Genomic DNA, 17,558 nt, shown 5'->3' with positions numbered 1-17,558 from the left:
GGCCCGGATGGCCCGGGTGGCGCGGCGCGGCGCGGCGCGGGTGGCGCGCCGCAGCGCGGGTGGCCCGGCGCGGGTGGCCCGGGTGGCTCTTCGTGCGGATCTTCGATGACGGCCCCGCGCAGCGAGCGGTTCCGGTGAGAGGCTGATCAGGTCCGGCCTCCGCGTGCGCCTCCGTGTTCGCCGAGGAATCCGCCGAAAGATCGGGGAAGACCGTGCCCGAGCCCCAACCCTTCCCGCAGGCAGTGCTGAGCCCCCTCACCAGCTCCGCCGTCTTCCTGGTGGTGACCGTCGATCCCGGCGGGGAGCCGGTCGTACGGGAGTTGCTGAGCGACCTCTCGGGGCTGGTGCGGTCCGTGGGCTTCCGAATCCCGGAAGGGGAGCTGACCTGCGTCACCGGTATCGGCTCCGACGCCTGGGACCGGCTGTTCAGTGGTCCCAGGCCCGCCGAGCTGCACCCGTTCCGCGAAGTGGCCGGGGCCCGGCACACCGCGCCCGCCACCCCGGGGGACCTCCTCTTCCACATCAAGGCCCGGCAGACGGACCTGTGTTTCGAGCTGACCACCCAGCTGATGGACCGGCTGCGCGGCGCCGTCACCGTTCGCGACGAGGTGGCCGGGTTCAAGTACTTCGACGAACGCGACCTGCTCGGTTTCGTCGACGGCACCGAGAACCCGACCGGACCCGCCGCGATCACCGCCGCCGTCATCGGCGACTCCGACCCCCACCAGGACCCGGAGTTCACCGGCGGCAGCTACGTCATCGTGCAGAAGTACCTGCACGACCTGCCGGCCTGGAACGCCCTGCCCGTCGAGGCACAGGAACGGGCGGTCGGCCGCCACAAGCTCTCCGACATCGAACTGCCCGACGACGTCAAGCCCGCCGACTCGCACGTCGCCCTCACCACGATCACCGACCCGGACGGCACCGAACGGCAGATCCTGCGCAGCAACATGCCCTTCGGGGCGCCAGGGCGCGGTGAGTTCGGCACCTACTTCATCGGCTACGCCAGTACGCCGTCGGTCATCGAGCAAATGCTGGAGAACATGTTCATCGGCGATCCGCCGGGCAGCCACGACCGTTTGCTCGACTTCTCCACGGCGGTCACCGGCACCCTGTTCCACGTACCCACCACGGACTTCCTCGACGATCCGCCGCCCGCCCCGGGACCGGAGGTCGGCGTCCGGGCGACCGACGGCGCCGACACCGCCCCGGCCACGCCCCACAAGTAGCCCCCGGGCGGCTTCAGTTCTGCCGACGGGCGGCGGGGTGGATGGGGCAGACGCTCAGTGTTCGGTCTTCTGCAGTGTGGGCTCGGGTACGCGGTCGGCGACCGGCGCGTCCGTTTCGCCGCTCGGGTGTTTCGCCCGTTGGATCTGTTCGTAGACGTGGGCCCGCAGTTCGGCGAAGCGGGGGCTGGAGCGGGTGTGCAACTGGTCGCGTTCGTCGGGGAGGTCGATGGTGAGGTCCTCCTGTACGACGGTCGGCGACTTGGACAGGATGATGGTGCGCTGACCGAGGTAGACCGCCTCCTCGATGTCGTGGGTGACGAACAGGACGGTGACGCCGAGTTCGCGCCACAGGCGGCGGATGAGGTCCTCGAGTTCGGCGCGGGTCTGCGCGTCGACGGCCGCGAAGGGCTCGTCCATGAGCAGCACCTTCGGTTCGAAGGCGACGGCCCGGGCGATGGCGACGCGCTGCTGCATACCGCCCGACAGCTGCCAGGGGTAGGCCTGGTGGGCGTCGGCCAGGCCGACCACCTCCAGCGCGTGGTCCACGAGTTCCTGTGTCCTGGCCTTGCCGAGCTTCTTGTTGCGCAGGGGCAGGGCGACGTTGTCGCGGACGTTCATCCAGGCGAACAGCGAGCGGCCGTACTCCTGGAAGACGACGGCCATTCCGGGCGGGGGTCCGTCGACCGGGCGTCCGTCCAGGAGCACTTCGCCGGCGGTGGGGGTGAGCAGACCCGCCATGCACTTCAGCAGCGTGGTCTTGCCGCATCCGGAGGGGCCGACCAGGCAGACGAGTTCACCGGCGGCGAGCTGGAACGTCAGGTTCCGTACGGCTTCGACGCTGCGGTTCCGTCCGGTGTAGATCTTCTGCAGGTTGCGTACGTCGAGCATCGACGGCTCCGTTTCAGGGGTTGCGCTGGGCGCGGCGCAGGCCGTGGTACCAGGCCAGGACCCGGTTCTCGGCGAACCGGAAGAGCAGGGAGAGGAGGAAGCCGAGGATGCCGAGCAGCAGGACCCCGCTCCACATCTCGGGGATGGCGAACGAGCGCTGGAACTGCACGATCGTGAAGCCCAGGCCGTTGCTGGCGGCGAACATCTCGCTGATGACCATGAGGATGATCCCGATCGACAGCGACTGGCGCATGCCGGTGACGATCTGCGGGCTCGCCGCGCGCAGCACCAGATGCCGCAGCCGGGCCGTGCCGGTGATGCCGTAGGAGCGGCAGGTGTCGCTGAGCACCTCGTCGACGGCGCGTACGCCCTCGACGGTGTTGAGCAGGATCGGCCATACGCAGCCGCTGACGATGACGATGACCTTCATGGTGTCGCCGATGCCCGCGAACAGCATGATCACCGGCACGAGTACGGGCGGTGGGATGGCCCGGAAGAGTTCGAGGACGGGTTCGAGGACGTCCCGGACGGCGCGCCGCATCCCGACCAGCAGGCCGAGGCCCACTCCGACCACCACCGCGAGGAGATAGCCGGCGGTCAGGCGCAGCAGACTCGGGACGACGTCGGACATCAGTCGCTCTCCCGTCCAGACCTTCCCGAAGGCTTCCAGGATGGTGGACAGCGGCGGGACGTAGAAGTCGGTGCTGTCGGCGGTGGCGAACCACCACACGGCGAACAGGACGGCGGGCAGGCCCAGGACCAGCAGGACGCGTCGCAGGACGGTGAGGACGGTCATGAGGCAGCCACCTCTGTGCGTACGGACTGGTGCCAGTGCAGTGCCCGTCGCTCGACCGCGCGTGCCACGAGGTTGACGGCGACGCCGAGCAGGCCGGTGACCAGGACGAGGGCGTAGACCTGCGGCACGGCTCCGGACGTCTGGGCGACGGCGATCTCATGGCCGAGTCCGGGTGCGCCGATGACGAGTTCGGTGGTGACGGCGAGGATGAGCGCGACGGTGGCGGCCAGCCGTACGCCCGTCATCACGTACGGCAGGGCGGTGGGCCACATGACGTGGCGCAGCCGTCCCCAGGTGCCGAGCCGGTAGCTGCGGGCGGTGTCGTCCGCGACCGGGTCGACATCCTGGATGCCGGCCAGGACCTGTACGAGGACCTGCCAGAAGGAGGCGTACACCACGAGCAGCAGCTTCGACCTGAGGTCGGCGCCGTAGAGCAGGACGGCGACGGGGATCAGGGCGACCGACGGGATGGGGCGCAGGAACTCGATGGTGGAGGCGGTCACCGCGCGCAGGACGGGTACGGCGCCGATGACCAGTCCGGTGGCCACGCCGGCCGCGACGGAGATGGCCAGGCCGAGGCCCCAGCCGGTGAGGGTGTCGCCGAGCGCGGTCCAGAAGGTCTGTTCGACGAGCAGTTGCCACAGCGCGCGGAAGGTCTCCGAGGCCGGTGGCAGATAGTCGGCCGACACCAGGCCGGTGTGCGGCAGGACTTGGAGTACGGCGACGAGCCCGGCGATTCCGGCCAGTCCGCGCAGCGGGGTGACGGCCCCCTCCGGGAGCCGCCGGGCGGGGGCCCCGCCGGGCCCGGTGACGGTTTCGGCGGGGCGGGTCACCTCGGTGGTGACAGCGGAGCGGGTCATGAGAACAGGGCGTTCAGGTCGGGCTTCTTGCCGTCGAAGAGGCCGTCCGCCTCACCGAGCGAGGCCAGCTTCTGCAGCGAGGCCATGTCGACGTCCGTAGGCCAGCTGGGCAGCGCGAGCTTGTTGAGGACGTCGCCGCCGATCTTCGTGTAGGTGGTGAGGATCTGGCGTGCCTCGTCCGGGTGGTCGTTGGCGTACTGCAGCGACTCGCCCACGGCCGCGGCGAACTTCTTCACCAGGTCGGGGTTCTGCTTCGTGAGCTTGGTGGAGGTGAAGTACGTCGCGAGGGTGAGCTTGGGGTCCGTCTCGGCGAACGGCGAGGCCACCAAGCGGGCGCCCTGCGCCTTGGCGATCGTCAGCGCGGGCTCGCCCATCCAGGCGGCGTCCACCCGTCCGCCCTCCAGTGCGGCCGGCATCTGGTCGAACGGCATCTCGACGAACTTGACCTTGGACGGGTCGCCGCCGGCCAGCCGCACCGACTCACGCACCGTGGTGGACCCGATGTTCTGCAGCGTGTTGACAGCGACCGTGTGCCCGGCGAGGTCCTTGGCCGACTTGATCGAGCTGTCCTTCTTGACGGCCACACCGGAGACGTCCGCCCCGACCTTGCCCGTGGAAGCCGAGCCGTTGACCACGGACTTGATCGGTACGCCCTTGACCTGGGCGATCATCAGCGAGGTGGTGTTGCTGAACCCGAACTGGAACTGGTCACTCACCACACCGGGGATGATCGCCGCGCCGCCCTGGGCACTCACCATCTCCAGCTGGATGCCTCTGCTGCTGAAGAACCCCTTCTTCTGGCCCAGATAGAGCGGGGCTACGTCGACGATGGGGACGATGCCGACCTTGACCTGCGTGGTCTTGTCGCCCTTCGAGGACGTCGAACCGCTTTCTGCCGGGTCCGAGGACCCGCATCCGGCCACGCCGACGACCGTGATCACTACTGCGGCAAGCCCGAGAACGCGCCTTTGCATGGGCCTCTCCTGACGGAAGCAACGCTGAATGGGTGAACGCCCCGAGGTGACGGAACGCCGTGGACGGAACGAGTCGTGCGGACCCGCGAACCGAATGTTGTGCACTTTATTGACGGCCGCAATGTACACGCCTAGGTTCGCGCTGTCAGCACTCCGGACAAGACCGGCTCCGAGAACTTCGACGAGCCCGGCCACGGCCCAATAGGGCCCGGACAAAAGGGAGTTCCCGTCCATGCAGCTCAGCGTGAGAATCATCGGCCTCGTCGGCCCGACAACCCCGTGACCTGGCCCGTCCCCCCTGGCGCCGGTGACCGGCCGGGCGGCCGTACCCTTTCCGACGTGCACGACGAGAACCCACAGCCCGCCGGGGAGACCTCCGCCGGACCACAGCTGCGCCCGCAGTCGCTCCTGTTCGCCTTCTTCGGCAGTTACGTCCTGGAGGAGGGGCTCGGGCATGTGTACTCGGGCAGCATCATCGATGTCCTCGCCCGCGCCGGGGTGGGGGAACACGCCGTCCGCTCCACCCTCACCCGCATGGTCAACCGGGGTCTGCTCCAGCGTCAGCGCCAGGGGCGCAGGATGCACTTCGGGCTGACCGCGCAGACGGAGGAGATCCTCCTGGACGGCAAGCGGCGCCTGTGGCAGACCGGCGCCGTCAACGACGACTGGGACGGCACCTGGACGCTGCTCGGCTTCTCGCTGCCCGAATCCTGGCAGCGCCAGCGGCACGATCTGCGCTCCCGGCTCACCTGGTCGGGCTTCGGCGCCCTGTACAGCGGGCTGTGGATCGCGCCCGGTGACGTCGACGCCTCCTCACTCGTCTCCGAGCTGGGCCTGGCCGCCCACGTCAAGATCTTTCACGCGACGGCCGACGACGCCACCGACATCGGCCTGATGATCCGTGACACCTGGGATCTCGGCGGCGTCGGCGCCCGCTACGCCGACTTCGACAAGCGCTGGAGCGCCTGGCCGGGCGTCGACGCCGGCGACCCGCTCGGCGTCCGACTGCACGTGATCAGCGAATGGCTGGACACGATCCGCACGGACCCACGGCTGCCGGCCCGCCATCTGCCCCCCGACTGGCCGGCCCGCGCGGCCCAGGAGACCTTCCACCGCGTCGCCCAGGAGACCGAGGCCCCCGCCCACCGGATGGTCACCGAACTCCTGGCGGCACAGCCCTGACGCGCGCCGGAGGGGCCAGGTGCTGATGCATCGCCGGCCAAGGCTGCCGGCCGGCGGTGGGACGGCGGTGGCGTGGCGGTGGGCTTGCGTCCGCGCCGACGGTTTTGCTGCGACCGCGTCCCCCTCGGACGGTGTCCACGTCGGCGTCCGTGTCGACGCCCTCGTCCGCACCGAGGTCCGAGGCTCCCGCCGGCTCCTCGGCGCCGCTCGGCCGGAGCAGGCGGCGCCGTCCGGCACGGCGGCGGACCGGGCCCGGCATCGGCGGGCCCGACCGGTCACGTCTGCCGCAGCGGCTCGTACACCTCCGCGCCGATTCCGAACGTCCAGGCCACTCCCTCGCGGGCCGTACGGGTTGTGGGCGGCACCCGCAGCCAGTAGGTGCGGCTCGTGCCGTCCGGTTCCGGGGTGGAGTTGACGACCTCGACCATCACCACGTCCTCGTCACCGGCGAGTTCGACGCGCCACAGCACGCCCGTCTCGTCACGGTGGACGGGTTTCGCGCCGGACTCCTCCAGGTAGCGGTCGTAGCCGTAGTACTCCAGCATCACCCGGCGGAGTTCGGCGTTCTCCTCGTCGCGGATCCGCTCCGGGGTCAGCGTGGTCAGCTCGTCCAGGAAGTCCCGGGGAACGGGCATGCCACGCCAGGCGTACAGCTCGAATCCGTCCGCGTAGCCGAGCGCCGGCCCGTCGCCGCGGTCCAGACGGCCCGCTTCGTCGCGGTGCAGGGTCAGGGGGCGTTCGCTGATGATCGCCGTCTGCTCGTAGGGCCACCACCAGCCGGCGTCGCGCGCCACGGCGGCCAGGCCGGCCAGGGGGCTGTCGTCGCCGGATGCGAACGCGCACAGCCAGGCGGCGTCGTGCTGACCCAGCGCGGCGTCCAGAAGAAGCAGGCGGACCTGTGTCTCCTCCTTGCGGTCGGCGGCGAGTTCCTCGACGATTCCCGCCCGGACCCGGTCGACCAGGGTGCGGGTCGACTCCCACAGGCTCGCGCCCGTGGCCCGCCAGTGCCCGCTCCACCGCTCCGGTCCCAACCGGGCGTGCAGTCGCTCGCGTTCGGCGGCCCAGGGCGCGCCCAGCACGGCCTCGCGGACCCCTCCGCCGAGGGCACCCAGTGGCGAACCGTCCGGCAGCGTCGCCGTCATGAGTATCCGTACCGCCTCGCGGGGCGAGCGCGCCCAGACGATGCGCTCGGGTTCCGGCAGTCCCGCCAGCCGGTAGGCGAGTCGGACGCCCTCCTCGGCCGCCGCCCGCTCCCCCGGTCCCGTCGCTGCCGCCGCCGCCCGCCAACTGCCCTGATCCGTCAACGCCGTTCCTCTCCAAGTGCTGTGTTGTGCCGGGCCGCATCCCCGTGCCACCCGTCTCCTGCCTCGCCGTGGGGACGGGTGGTGTCAGTCCGCGACGACGCGCACCGAACCCGGCACGTACTCCCGCTGCCGGATCACCCGGTACCAGCCCTTCGGGATCGTGATCGCCGCATGCTCCTCGTGCACGACACGCGCTCCCTCGGGTACGTGCAGCAGCATCGGCCCGAACACGCCGGCCTCGCGGATCAGCCGTCCCGGACCGGCCACCGCGTGGGCGTGGCCGGTGACTTCGCCGAGTGCCAGAACGAGTCTGCCGCGGCCGTCACGCGGCTCCGACGCCGCGTCGATCGCGTACTCCGGCACCGCCTCCTCGGCCAGCGCCACGATCAGAACGTCTCCTTGCCGGTACATGGGTCTCCCTCCCGTCGTGGCACGTCGTGTGCCATGGAACGACCGTAGAGGCGGGCACTGACAATCGGTCCTGACGGCCGGTCACGGCCCGCCGGGGCCGGGCGGGCCGGTGGCCCGGGAGGCCCCCGTTCGCGGCGTTGTCAGTGGGGCTTGGTAGAACTCCTCTACCCGGACGCGATCGGCGCGCGCCGGGCCCGGCAACACCACCGCCGATCCACCGGCCTCAGCATCAGGGAGCAGGCACGTATGACACTCGGTAGCCACCTCGGGGAGTTCCACGGCCTGCCGGCCTTCACGTTTCCCGATGCCGGTGACACTTCGGCGGACGTGTCCGCCTTCCCGTCGCCCGAGTCCGTCGCCTGGCGGATCGCCGTGGACTCCTACGAGTCCGAGGAGGAGTGGGAGGATGCCTTCGCCCGCTTCCTGAAGGCCGTCGACACCGAGCGGGTCCGCGCACTGATCGTCGGCGCGTGGAGCGACGCGTACGACACCGGGCCCGACGCCGTGATCGGGGCACTGCTGGCGGCCCGCGACCGACTGCCCGCCCTGCGCGGTCTGTTCCTGGCCGACATCCTGTCGGAGGAGTGCGAGATCTCCTGGATCAACCAGGGCGACGTCACTCCCCTCCTGGAGGCCTTCCCCGACCTGGAGGAGTTCGGGGTCCGCGGGGGCAACGAGCTGGTGCTGTCCGCGTTCCGTCACGAGCGGCTGCGCAGCCTGACGGTGGAGACCGGCGGCATGCCCGCCGCGGTGGTGCGCGCCATCGCGGCCAGCGATCTGCCCGCCCTCGTCGAACTCGACCTGTGGCTGGGCACGTCCGAGTACGGGGGCGACGCCGACGTGGCCGACCTGGAGCCGATCCTCGCGGGCACCAGACTGCCGAGCCTGACCCGTCTCGCGCTGCGCAACAGCGAGATCCAGGACGCCATCTGTACGGCGCTCGCCTCCGCCCCGGTGGTGGCCCGGCTGGAGGTGCTGGACGTCTCGATGGGCGTGCTCACCGACGAGGGTGCGACGGCGCTGCTGACCGGTCAGCCGTTGACCCATCTGAAGAAGCTCGACCTGCATCACCACTACGTCAGCCAGGCGCTGTGCACCCGGCTGCTGGAGACGCTGGAGCCGACCGGTGTGGAGGTCGACACCGATCGCGACGACGCCGATGACGACGAGGACGACGACGGCACCGTCTGGCGTTTCGTCGCCGTGGGCGAGTAGCACGTCGGCGTCCGTACGAGGCAGACCGAGGCAGTCAGGGGGAAGGTGAGGGTGAGCGGCATGCGGTGCACCGGGGGCGGAGGCGCCTCGCCGAGGTGGGCGGTGGTCGCCAACGGGGACAACCGCCGCGTGGGCCTGTTCGTCGCGGCGGCCGAGGCAGCAGGTCACGGCACGCCTCGCGTGGTCGAATGGCGTGCAGTACTGCGGGAGGGCGGGCACGACTTCGCCGCCGACGAGCTGGTACGTCTCGACTCTCCGGGGGAGGACCCGCGGGTGGACGCCCTGTTGCGCGGGGTGGACGATCCGACGCGGGTGGAGGGGTCCGCGCGCTGGTACGGCCGCTTCCTGGAGTGCGTGGCCTCGTTGCGCGGTGGGAGACGGCTCGACGACCCGGCGGAGCTGGCGGTGATGTTCGACAAACGGCTGTGTCACGACCGGCTCCTCCGGGCGGGCGTGCCGGTGCCGCCTTCCCCGACCTCCGGAGGCGTACCGCCCGTGCGGGACTGGACGGACGTACGACGTCTCATGGAGGAGGCGGGCCTGCGGCGGGTCTTCGTCAAGCTCGCGCACGGTTCCTCCGCGTCCGGTGTGCTGGCGGTCGAGACGACCGGCTCGGGCCGTATTCGCGCGACCACGTCCGTGGAGCGGGCCGAAGAGGGCCGGCTCCACAACTCACTGCGGGTGCGCCGTTACACCGAGGAGAGGGAGATCGCCGCGATCGTCGACACGCTCGCCCCGGACGGGCTGCACATCGAGCGGTGGCTGCCGAAGGCCTCACTCGGCGGCCGGTCGGCGGATCTGCGGGTCGTGGTCGTGGGCGGCCGGGCCACCCACGCCGTGGTCCGCACGAGCCGTTCCCCGCTGACGAACCTTCATCTGGGCGGGGCACGCGGTGACCTGGCGGCCGTACGGGCGCTGGCCGGTGACCGTTGGGCGGCGGCCCTCGAAACGAGTGAGCGGGCCGCCGCCTGCTTCCCGGGCACCCTGTGCGTCGGGGTCGATCTGCTGCCCGCCATCGGCTGGCGCCGCTTCGCCGTCGGCGAGGTCAACGCCTTCGGTGACCTGCTCCCCCGCCTCACCGGCCTCCCGGGCAGCGGGGCGGAGGGCCTGGACACGTACGCCGCGCAGGTCGCGGCGGCCACCTCCTTCCTGCCCGGGCGCCTCCCGGACACCTGGGGGCCGTCCCCACGGCCCACCGCACCCGCACCCGCACCACCCGAGTTGCCGAAGGATCTGCATGCCACCGTCTGAGCCCTTTCCCGCCCCGGCCGCCGGGCCGGACATGAACCAGGTGGTGGGCCGCGACGACCTGCTCCTCCTCACCCTGGACACCCTCCGCCACGATGTGGCCGTCGAACTCGCCGCGGCCGGAAGGCTGCCCAACCTGACCGCGCACCTGCCGGGCGGCACCTGGGAGAAGCGGCACGCCCCGGGGAGCTTCACCTACGCCTCCCACCAGGCGATGTTCGCGGGCTTCCTGCCCACCCCGGCGGCGCCGGGGCCGCATCCGCGCCTGTTCGCGGCCCGGTTCGCGGGCAGCGAGACGACAGCGGACGGCACGTACGTCTTCGACACCCCGGACCTGGTGTCCGGTCTGGCCGCGCACGGCTACCGCACGGTCTGCATCGGCGGCGTCGGCTTCTTCAACAAGCAGGGCGCCCTGGGTGGCGTACTGCCCGGCTTCTTCCAGGAGAGCCACTGGGAGCCGGAGTTCTCGGTGGCCTCCCCGACCTCCTTCGAGGCGCAGGTCGCTCGCGCCGAGCGGACGGTGGCCGAACTGCCGCCCGAACAGCGGCTGTTCCTCTTCCTGAACGCCTCCGCGCTGCACCAGCCGAACTGGTTCCACCTTCCCGGTGCGACCCGCGAGGCGGGCGACAGCCGGCTCACCCACGCCGCCGCGCTGGAGTACATAGACCGTCACGTCGGGCGGCTGTTCGCGGCGATGAGTTCCCGTCGCCGCTGCTTCGCCATCGTCTGCTCCGACCACGGCACCGCCTACGGGGACGACGGCCACACCGGTCACCGCCTCGGCCATGAATCCGTGTGGACCGTGCCCTACGGCCACTTCTTCCTGGAGCCGTCCGTATGAGCACGACCCTCACCTCGGCGGACCCCGCTGTCCACCTGCCGCGGCCCTATCAGAGCTATACGTACGCGTACCCCCACAAGACCGCCTACCGGCCGCTCACACCTGGGCCCCGGCTCGCGGATCTGTGGGCCGGGGAGTCCCGGCAGGCGCTGTCGCTGTACCTGCACATCCCGTTCTGCGAGGTCCGCTGCGGCTTCTGCAACCTGTTCACCCGGATCGGCGCGCCGGACGGCCTGACGGGACGTTACCTGGACGCCCTGCGGCGCCAGGCCGCCGCCGTCCGCGAGGCGCTGGGCGACGAGGAGCCTCCGAGGTTCGCCAACGCCGCGTTCGGTGGCGGCACTCCGACCTTTCTGGAGGCCGCGGAGCTGGAGCGGCTGTGCGACATCGCCGAGCGGGAGATGGGCGTGGACCTGCGGGCCGTCCCGCTGTCCGTGGAGGCGTCGCCGGCCACGGCCACCGCCGACCGGCTGGCGGTGCTGGCCGAGCGGGGCGCCACCCGCCTCAGCCTCGGCGTGCAGAGCTTCGTCGAGGAGGAGGCGCGGGCCGCCGTACGCCCACAGCACAGGTCCGATGTCGAGGCGGCGCTGGCCCGTATCCGGGAGGCCGGCGTGCCCGTACTCAACATCGACCTCATCTACGGCATCGACGGCCAGACGGCGGCCAGTTGGCGTTACTCCCTGGACGCGGCCCTCGCCTGGCGCCCCGAGGAGATCTACCTCTACCCCCTCTACATCCGCCCGCTCACCGGCCTCGGCCGCCACACCGACCCCCTGGCGGCCGACCGGGAGTGGGACGAACAACGACTGCGCCGCTACCGGGAGGGCCGCGACCACCTGCTCTCCCACGGCTACGAGCAGGTGTCGATGCGCATGTTCCGGCGCTCGGACGCGCCACCGCAGGGACCGGACGACTACGCCTGCCAGACCGACGGAATGATCGGCCTGGGCTGCGGCGCCCGCTCGTACACCTCCCGGCTGCACTACTCCTTCGACTACGCCGTCTCCATGCGGGAGATACGCGGCATCATCGACGACTACACCGCCACCGAGGACTTCTCCCGCGCGCTGCACGGGCGCTGGGTCGACGAGGACGAGGCACGGCGGCGGCATGTGCTGCAGTCGCTGCTCCAGGCGGAGGGACTGTCCGTCGCGGAGTACCGCCTGCGGTTCGGTGCCCGGCCCGGCGACGACTTCCCCGCCGAGCTGGACACCCTCGCCGCCCGTGGCTGGCTCGACGGCGACCCGGCAGAGCGGCTGCGGCTGTCCCCCGAGGGGCTGGCCCACTCCGACGCCATCGGCCCCGAGTTCTTCTCACCGGCCGTGCGCGAGGCCATGGCCGCCTACGAGACGAAGTGAGAGGCCACGGGTGGATCTGACACTGCTCTACCGCGGACCGCTCTCCTCCTGCGACTACGACTGCCCCTACTGCCCGTTCGCGAAGCGCCGCGACACCACGGCGCAACTGCGCGCCGACCGCGCGGCACTCGAGCGGTTCACGACGTGGGCGGGCGAGCAGCGGGAGGACAGGCTGTCGGTGCTGTTCACCCCGTGGGGCGAGGGACTGGTCCGCTCCTGGTACCGGCGCGCGCTCGTGGAGCTCTCCCATCAGCCGCACATCCGCCGGGTCGCCATCCAGACCAACCTGAGCTGCCGCACCGGCTGGCTGGCGGACGCGGACCGCGACACGGTCGCCCTGTGGTGCACCTACCATCCCGGTCAGACGCCCTACGAACGGTTCCTGGCCAGGACGCACGAGCTGTCCGCCCTCGGGATCCGCTTCAGCGTGGGCATCGTCGGCGTACCGGAGCATCTGGAGGACGCGCGACGGCTGCGCGCCGAGCTGCCGGACCATGTCTATCTGTGGGTGAACGCGGCCGAGGGACACACCTGTACGGACGAGCAGGCCGGTGAGTGGAGCGCGCTGGACCCGCTCTTCCCGTACAGCCGCCATCCGCACCGCTCGGCGGGTCTGCCGTGCCGCACGGGTGAGTCGGTGCTCTCGGTGGACGGTGAGGGGACGGTCCGCCGCTGTCATTTCGTCCCCGCTGAACTCGGCAATCTGTACGACGGCTCCTACCGCGCCGCGCTGCGCCCACGGCCATGTCCCCTGGACGTGTGCGACTGCCACATCGGCTACGTGCACCTGGAGACGCTGCCCCTGTACGACGTGTTCGCGGGCGGCGTCCTGGAGCGGGTGCCGCGTCCGCTTCCCGACCGGCCGCTCCTGCCACTGGTGCCGTCCGGGTTGGCGCCGACGGCGGCCGGCGTGACAGGGTCGCCCGAGTCGTGAAGGTGCAGTTGGTGAGAGGAAGTTCGTGGACACGCAGACCTGGGACGCACTGGCCGCCTCGATGAAGAACGCGTACACCGCCGGCCTGGGCGAAGGGGCGGTGCCCCGCCCGGTCATCATGCCGCTGGTCCGCGGTGAACTGGTCGGCCTGATCCGGCTGCGTCCCGTCGAGACCGGCAAGGACGCGCTCACCGGCATCGCCCAGCTGTCGAACATCGCCGCGGCGGCCGGGGCCGACGAGGTCGTTCTCGCCTGGGAGACGCGGGACGTCGCCGCCGTCTGTGAGCTCCCGGCCGCCGACCCGGCGCCGTGCCTGAACATGGTGCATGCCACGAAGGACGGCCACACCCTGCACCGCTTCCCGTACGCCGAGCAGACCGCCGGCGACTCCGCCGAGGGTCCGAACGGGGTCGTACCGCAGTGGCTGCCCGCGCCCGAGGCGCAGCCGGGCGGCGAACTGATCCCCCCGGTGCGGGCCGCCGTCGACTACTCCTTCATCCCGCTCGAGATCGACCACCCCTCCCCCTTCGGCGTCACCGTCGTCCTCATGGAGGAGGACGGCTACGACGTGCGCCTGACCGAGGCGTTCGCCCTCTGACGACCGGCGCTCGGTCGCCGTCACCGCGCGACGCGCCCAGCGGTACCCGCGTGCCCGTCCTGCGGATCCGCGCCGGTTTCAATACACCCGGCGCGCTCCGCCGCCCGAGCCGCTCACCCCGACCCGACCGGAAGTGATGCCAGCCATGACCGAACTGCCCACCGAATCGTCCACTCCCCCGGTCGTGGTCACCGGAGCCACGGGAAACCTAGGCGGACGCGTCGCCCGACGCCTGGCCCGGCGGGGCGTCGCCCAGCGGCTGCTGGTGCGCGACCCCGACCGGGCGCCCGAGCTGCCCGGCGCCACGGCGATCCGCGGCGAGTTCGGCGACCGTGAGACCGTCGTCCGGGGACTCCGCGGCGCGAAGACCGTGTTCATGGTGTCCGCCTCCGAGAGCGCCGACCGGCTCGACCGGCACAAGGCCTTCGTGGACAGCGCGGCCGAGGCGGGTGTCGAGCACCTGGTGTACGTGTCCTTCTTCGGCGCGGCGCCCTATGCGACCTTCACGCTGGCCCGCGACCACTTCCACACCGAGGAACACATCCGCACCAGCGGGATGGCGTACACGTTCCTGCGCGACAACATCTACGCGGACTTCGTCCCCCAGTTGGCCGGCGAGGACGGTGTCATCCGTGGTCCGGCCGGGCAGGGGCGGGCCGCGTTCGTCTCCCAGGACGACATCGCCGACGCGGCGGCCGCGATCCTGGCCCGTCCGGGCGACCACACCGGCGCCGTGTACGACCTCACCGGCCCGGAGACCCTGACCCTGGACGACGCCGCCCGCATCGTGTCCGAGGTGCTCGGCCGCGACATCACGTACCGGCCCGAGACGGTCGAGGAGGCCTACGCCTCACGCGCCTCCTACGGCGCGCCGCCCTGGCAGCTCGACGCCTGGGTGTCCACGTACACGGCCATCGCGGCCGGTCAGCTGGACGGTGTCAGCGACGCGGTGCCCTTCCTCACCGGCCACCCCGCCACCCCGCTGGCGGACGTCATTCGCGCGACCGCCGCTTCTTGAGCATCGGCTGCGTCACGGTCGACGGCATCGCCTCGGAGGCGGGGCGGTGATGCTGTCCGCGGGCCTGCCTGGGATCGACGCGGCGCGGCCTCAGCGGCCCTTGCGGACCCGGGCGGCGGCACGCGCTTCCGCGGTCTTGCGGGCCTCGGCGGCCTTGCGGGACTCCTTCGCGGGGCGGCCCGGGCGGGTGCCGATGCCCCGGAAGGGGGCGTTGCCGGTGATGGTCTTCGTCTCGGTCGGCGGGCGCTTCGCGCCGGTGATGGCGGTCAGCTTCTGCTCGCCGGAGCGTACCTGCGCGACCGTGGGCCGGATCCCGGCCTCGGTCATCATCCGGTTGACGTCGCGCCGCTGGTTGGGCGTGACCAGGGTGACCACCTTGCCGGACTCCCCCGCACGGGCCGTACGCCCACCGCGGTGCAGGTAGTCCTTGGCGTCGGCCGGCGGGTCGACGTTGACGACGAGGTCGAGCGCGTCGATGTGGATACCCCGCGCGGCGACGTTGGTGGCCACCAGCACGGTGATCTCGCCGTCCTTGAACTGGCCGAGCGTGTGCGTGCGTTGGGGCTGTGACTTCCCGCTGTGCAGGGCGCCGGCCCGTACCCCGCTGGCCCGCAGATGGCGGGTGAACTGGTCCACGCCGGTCTTGGTGTCCAGGAACATCAGCACCCGGCCGTCCCGTGCCGCGATCTCGGTGGCGGTCGCGTACTTGTCGGCGGCGTGGATGTTCAGGACGTGGTGTTCCATCGTGGTGACCGAGCCCGCCAGCCGGTCGACCGTGGCGAGCACCGGGTCGTGCAGATGGTCGCGTACCAGTTGGTCCACGTTGCGGTCGAGCGTCGCCGAGAACAGCAGCCGCTGTCCGTCTACGGGGACCTGGTCCATGAGGTCCGACACCTGCGGCAGGAACCCCAGGTCGCACATCTGGTCCGCCTCGTCCAGCACCGTGATCCGCACGTGGTTCAGGACGCAGTCCCGCCGCGACACCAGGTCGGTCAGCCGTCCCGGGGTGGCGATGACCACCTCGACGCCGGCCCGCAACTCCGCCTGCTGCCGGTTGATCGACAGCCCGCCGACCACCGTCGTCAGCCGTACGTCCAGTGCCCGCGCGTACGGGCTCAGCGCGTCGCCGACCTGCTGCGCGAGTTCCCGGGTCGGCACCAGCACCAGCGCGAGGGGCCGCTTGGAGTCGGCGCGCCGTCCCGCTGTCCGGGCGAGCAGCGCCAGCCCGAAGGCGAGTGTCTTGCCGGAGCCGGTGCGCGCACGGCCCAGCACATCGCGGCCGGCCAGCGCGTTGGGCAGGGTCGCCGCCTGGATGGGGAAGGGCTCCGTCACCCCGAGGCCCGACAAGGTCTCCATGAGCCCCGAGGGCAGTCCGAGCTCGCCGAAGGACGCGGCCGGCGGCAGGCCCGGGGACACCTTCCCCGGGGTGGTGAGCTCGCCCTGCGGCACTGTGCGGGCCGACGGTTCGGCGTTCATGAGGAGCCTTTCTGGTCTGACGCCCGCAATGCGCCGGGGCCCGTACCCCTCGGTACGGGCCCCGGCGGTGTCGAAGCGTGAGCCCATTTTATCAGCGGGGCAACCGGCATTCAGCTGCCCGAGTACTGAATGCGTTCGTATTCCTCTATTGGACCTCCGGACGTCGGCAGGCAAGGCTGGAACGCGACCCCTGCTTCGCGACATCCGAAAGAGGCCACGAGCACATGCACACTCGACGCATCGGTGATGTTGAGGTCAGCGCGATCGGTCTGGGCGGGATGCCCATGTCGATCGAGGGACGACCGGACGAGGCGCGGTCCCTCGCCACCATCCACGCGGCACTGGACGCGGGCCTGACGCTGATCGACACGGCGGACGCCTACCATCTGCACGCCGACGAGGTCGGTCACAACGAAACCCTCATCGCCAAGGCGCTCGCCTCCCACGACCGCGGCGCGGACGTCCTGGTCGCCACCAAGGGCGGTCATCTGCGTCCCGGTGACGGCAGTTGGACCCTGGACGGCTCCCCCACGCACATCAGGGAGGCGTGCGAGGCCTCGCTGCGCCGGCTGGGCGTGGAGGCCATCGGGCTGTACCAGTTCCACCGCCCCGACCCCGAGGTCCCCTACGCGGAGTCCGTCGGCGCGGTCCGGGAACTGCTGGACGAGGGCAAGATCCGTATGGCCGGAATCTCCAACGCCGACCCGGAGCAGATCCGGCTGGCGAACGAGATCCTCGGCGGACGTCTGGTCGCCGTGCAGAACCAGTTTTCCCCGGCGTTCCGCTCCAGCGAGCCGGAGCTTCGGCTGTGCGACGAGCTGGGCATCGCGTTTCTGCCCTGGAGCCCGCTCGGCGGCATCGCCCGGGCCGGCGATCTCGGTTCGGCGTACGCCCCCTTCGCCCGCATCGCCGCGGCGCACGGTGTCAGTCCGCAGCGCGTGTGCCTGGCCTGGATGCTCGCCAAGTCGCCGGTGGTCGTCCCGATCCCGGGCGCCAGCCGCCCGGAGACCATCCGCGACTCCGCGGCCGCCGTGGATCTGGTGCTGTCCGCCGAGGAGTCGGCCGAGCTGGACGCCGTCTGAGCCACCGGGCGCCCGGTCCGCCGAACCGGGCGTCCTTGACGTGGCTTTGAACAACCCGACGCCTGTTCATGTCCGACGGCGCCCTAGAGTCTCCCCCGGCCTCCGTGTGAGGGCCATGTACTCAGTTCGTCACATCATGGGGGG

Annotated in this window: 17 protein-coding genes; 10 read left to right on the top strand and 7 right to left on the bottom strand. The window is 71.3% G+C overall.

The window, feature by feature from the left end; all coding sequences use genetic code 11:
* The first annotated feature begins 212 nt into the window (after positions 1-212).
* Positions 213-1,229, top strand: a complete 1,017-nt coding sequence (locus PV396_RS32200; protein WP_319210633.1) for a Dyp-type peroxidase — start codon at positions 213-215, stop codon at positions 1,227-1,229.
* Positions 1,230-1,283: 54 nt separating this feature from the next.
* On the opposite strand, the gene PV396_RS32195 is transcribed toward PV396_RS32200, so the two are convergent.
* From PV396_RS32195 to PV396_RS32180, 4 genes are read right to left on the bottom strand one after another with little or no spacing between them, the layout of a single operon-like run.
* Positions 1,284-2,117 carry an ABC transporter ATP-binding protein gene (locus PV396_RS32195; protein ID WP_319210631.1) on the bottom strand — a complete coding sequence of 278 codons (834 nt, stop codon included), beginning with the start codon at positions 2,115-2,117 and terminating at the stop codon, positions 1,284-1,286.
* Between the two features lie 13 nt (positions 2,118-2,130).
* Complete coding sequence (locus PV396_RS32190) at positions 2,131-2,913, bottom strand: ABC transporter permease (protein ID WP_319210629.1); 783 nt, start codon at positions 2,911-2,913, stop codon at positions 2,131-2,133.
* On the bottom strand, positions 2,910-3,773 hold the full coding sequence (locus tag PV396_RS32185) for an ABC transporter permease (protein ID WP_319210627.1): 864 nt from the start codon (positions 3,771-3,773) through the stop codon (positions 2,910-2,912). The genes PV396_RS32190 and PV396_RS32185 overlap by 4 nt, the downstream gene beginning before the upstream one ends.
* Entirely contained in the window at positions 3,770-4,747 is a 978-nt protein-coding gene (locus PV396_RS32180) for an ABC transporter substrate-binding protein (RefSeq protein WP_319210625.1), read from the bottom strand. Before PV396_RS32180 ends, PV396_RS32185 begins: the two co-directional genes overlap by 4 nt.
* Positions 4,748-5,086: 339 nt before the next feature.
* On the opposite strand from PV396_RS32180, the gene PV396_RS32175 reads away from it, so the two are divergent.
* Positions 5,087-5,929 carry a PaaX family transcriptional regulator C-terminal domain-containing protein gene (locus tag PV396_RS32175; protein ID WP_319210623.1) on the top strand — a complete coding sequence of 281 codons (843 nt, stop codon included), beginning with the start codon at positions 5,087-5,089 and terminating at the stop codon, positions 5,927-5,929.
* 275 nt (positions 5,930-6,204) lie between these two features.
* Here PV396_RS32175 and PV396_RS32170 read toward each other — a convergent pair whose 3' ends face one another.
* Together PV396_RS32170 and PV396_RS32165 are read right to left on the bottom strand one after the other, a co-directional pair.
* On the bottom strand, positions 6,205-7,233 hold the full coding sequence (locus tag PV396_RS32170; protein ID WP_319210621.1) for a DUF6745 domain-containing protein: 1,029 nt from the start codon (positions 7,231-7,233) through the stop codon (positions 6,205-6,207).
* Positions 7,234-7,317: 84 nt separating this feature from the next.
* On the bottom strand, positions 7,318-7,644 hold the full coding sequence (locus tag PV396_RS32165; protein ID WP_319210619.1) for a hypothetical protein: 327 nt from the start codon (positions 7,642-7,644) through the stop codon (positions 7,318-7,320).
* A 246-nt stretch (positions 7,645-7,890) separates the two neighbouring features.
* Here PV396_RS32165 and PV396_RS32160 point away from each other — a divergent pair, with 246 nt between their 5' ends.
* The 7 genes from PV396_RS32160 (at position 7,891) to PV396_RS32130 (ending at position 14,856) form a co-directional block, all read left to right on the top strand.
* The gene (locus PV396_RS32160; RefSeq protein WP_319210617.1) at positions 7,891-8,859 is read left to right on the top strand and encodes an STM4015 family protein; all 969 of its coding nucleotides are present in this window, start codon (positions 7,891-7,893) and stop codon (positions 8,857-8,859) included.
* Between the two features lie 60 nt (positions 8,860-8,919).
* The gene (locus PV396_RS32155) at positions 8,920-10,110 is read left to right on the top strand and encodes an STM4014 family protein (protein ID WP_319210615.1); all 1,191 of its coding nucleotides are present in this window, start codon (positions 8,920-8,922) and stop codon (positions 10,108-10,110) included.
* 31 nt (positions 10,111-10,141) lie between these two features.
* Positions 10,142-10,948 carry an STM4013/SEN3800 family hydrolase gene (locus tag PV396_RS32150; RefSeq protein WP_319210655.1) on the top strand — a complete coding sequence of 269 codons (807 nt, stop codon included), beginning with the start codon at positions 10,142-10,144 and terminating at the stop codon, positions 10,946-10,948.
* On the top strand, positions 10,945-12,306 hold the full coding sequence (locus tag PV396_RS32145) for an STM4012 family radical SAM protein (RefSeq protein ID WP_319210613.1): 1,362 nt from the start codon (positions 10,945-10,947) through the stop codon (positions 12,304-12,306). The genes PV396_RS32150 and PV396_RS32145 overlap by 4 nt, the downstream gene beginning before the upstream one ends.
* Before the next feature lie 10 nt (positions 12,307-12,316).
* Positions 12,317-13,240 (top strand): STM4011 family radical SAM protein, encoded by a 924-nt coding sequence (locus PV396_RS32140; RefSeq protein WP_319210611.1) that lies wholly within the window; start codon positions 12,317-12,319, stop codon positions 13,238-13,240.
* A 25-nt stretch (positions 13,241-13,265) separates the two neighbouring features.
* Positions 13,266-13,838, top strand: coding sequence for a hypothetical protein (locus tag PV396_RS32135; RefSeq protein WP_319210609.1), 573 nt, complete (start codon positions 13,266-13,268; stop codon positions 13,836-13,838).
* A gap of 145 nt (positions 13,839-13,983) precedes the next feature.
* Positions 13,984-14,856, top strand: coding sequence for an SDR family oxidoreductase (locus PV396_RS32130; protein WP_319210608.1), 873 nt, complete (start codon positions 13,984-13,986; stop codon positions 14,854-14,856).
* A gap of 90 nt (positions 14,857-14,946) precedes the next feature.
* Here PV396_RS32130 and PV396_RS32125 read toward each other — a convergent pair whose 3' ends face one another.
* On the bottom strand, positions 14,947-16,332 hold the full coding sequence (locus tag PV396_RS32125) for a DEAD/DEAH box helicase (RefSeq protein ID WP_319210606.1): 1,386 nt from the start codon (positions 16,330-16,332) through the stop codon (positions 14,947-14,949).
* 224 nt (positions 16,333-16,556) lie between these two features.
* Between PV396_RS32125 and PV396_RS32120 the strand changes: the two genes are divergently transcribed.
* Positions 16,557-17,414: an aldo/keto reductase gene (locus PV396_RS32120; RefSeq protein WP_319210604.1), complete on the top strand. Its 858-nt coding sequence runs from the start codon at positions 16,557-16,559 to the stop codon at positions 17,412-17,414.
* Positions 17,415-17,558 lie beyond the last annotated feature (144 nt).

Source organism: Streptomyces sp. ME02-8801-2C, from assembly GCF_033793965.1.
Lineage (GTDB): Bacteria > Actinomycetota > Actinomycetes > Streptomycetales > Streptomycetaceae > Streptomyces.
This window is presented reverse-complemented; position numbering and strand designations above follow the sequence as displayed.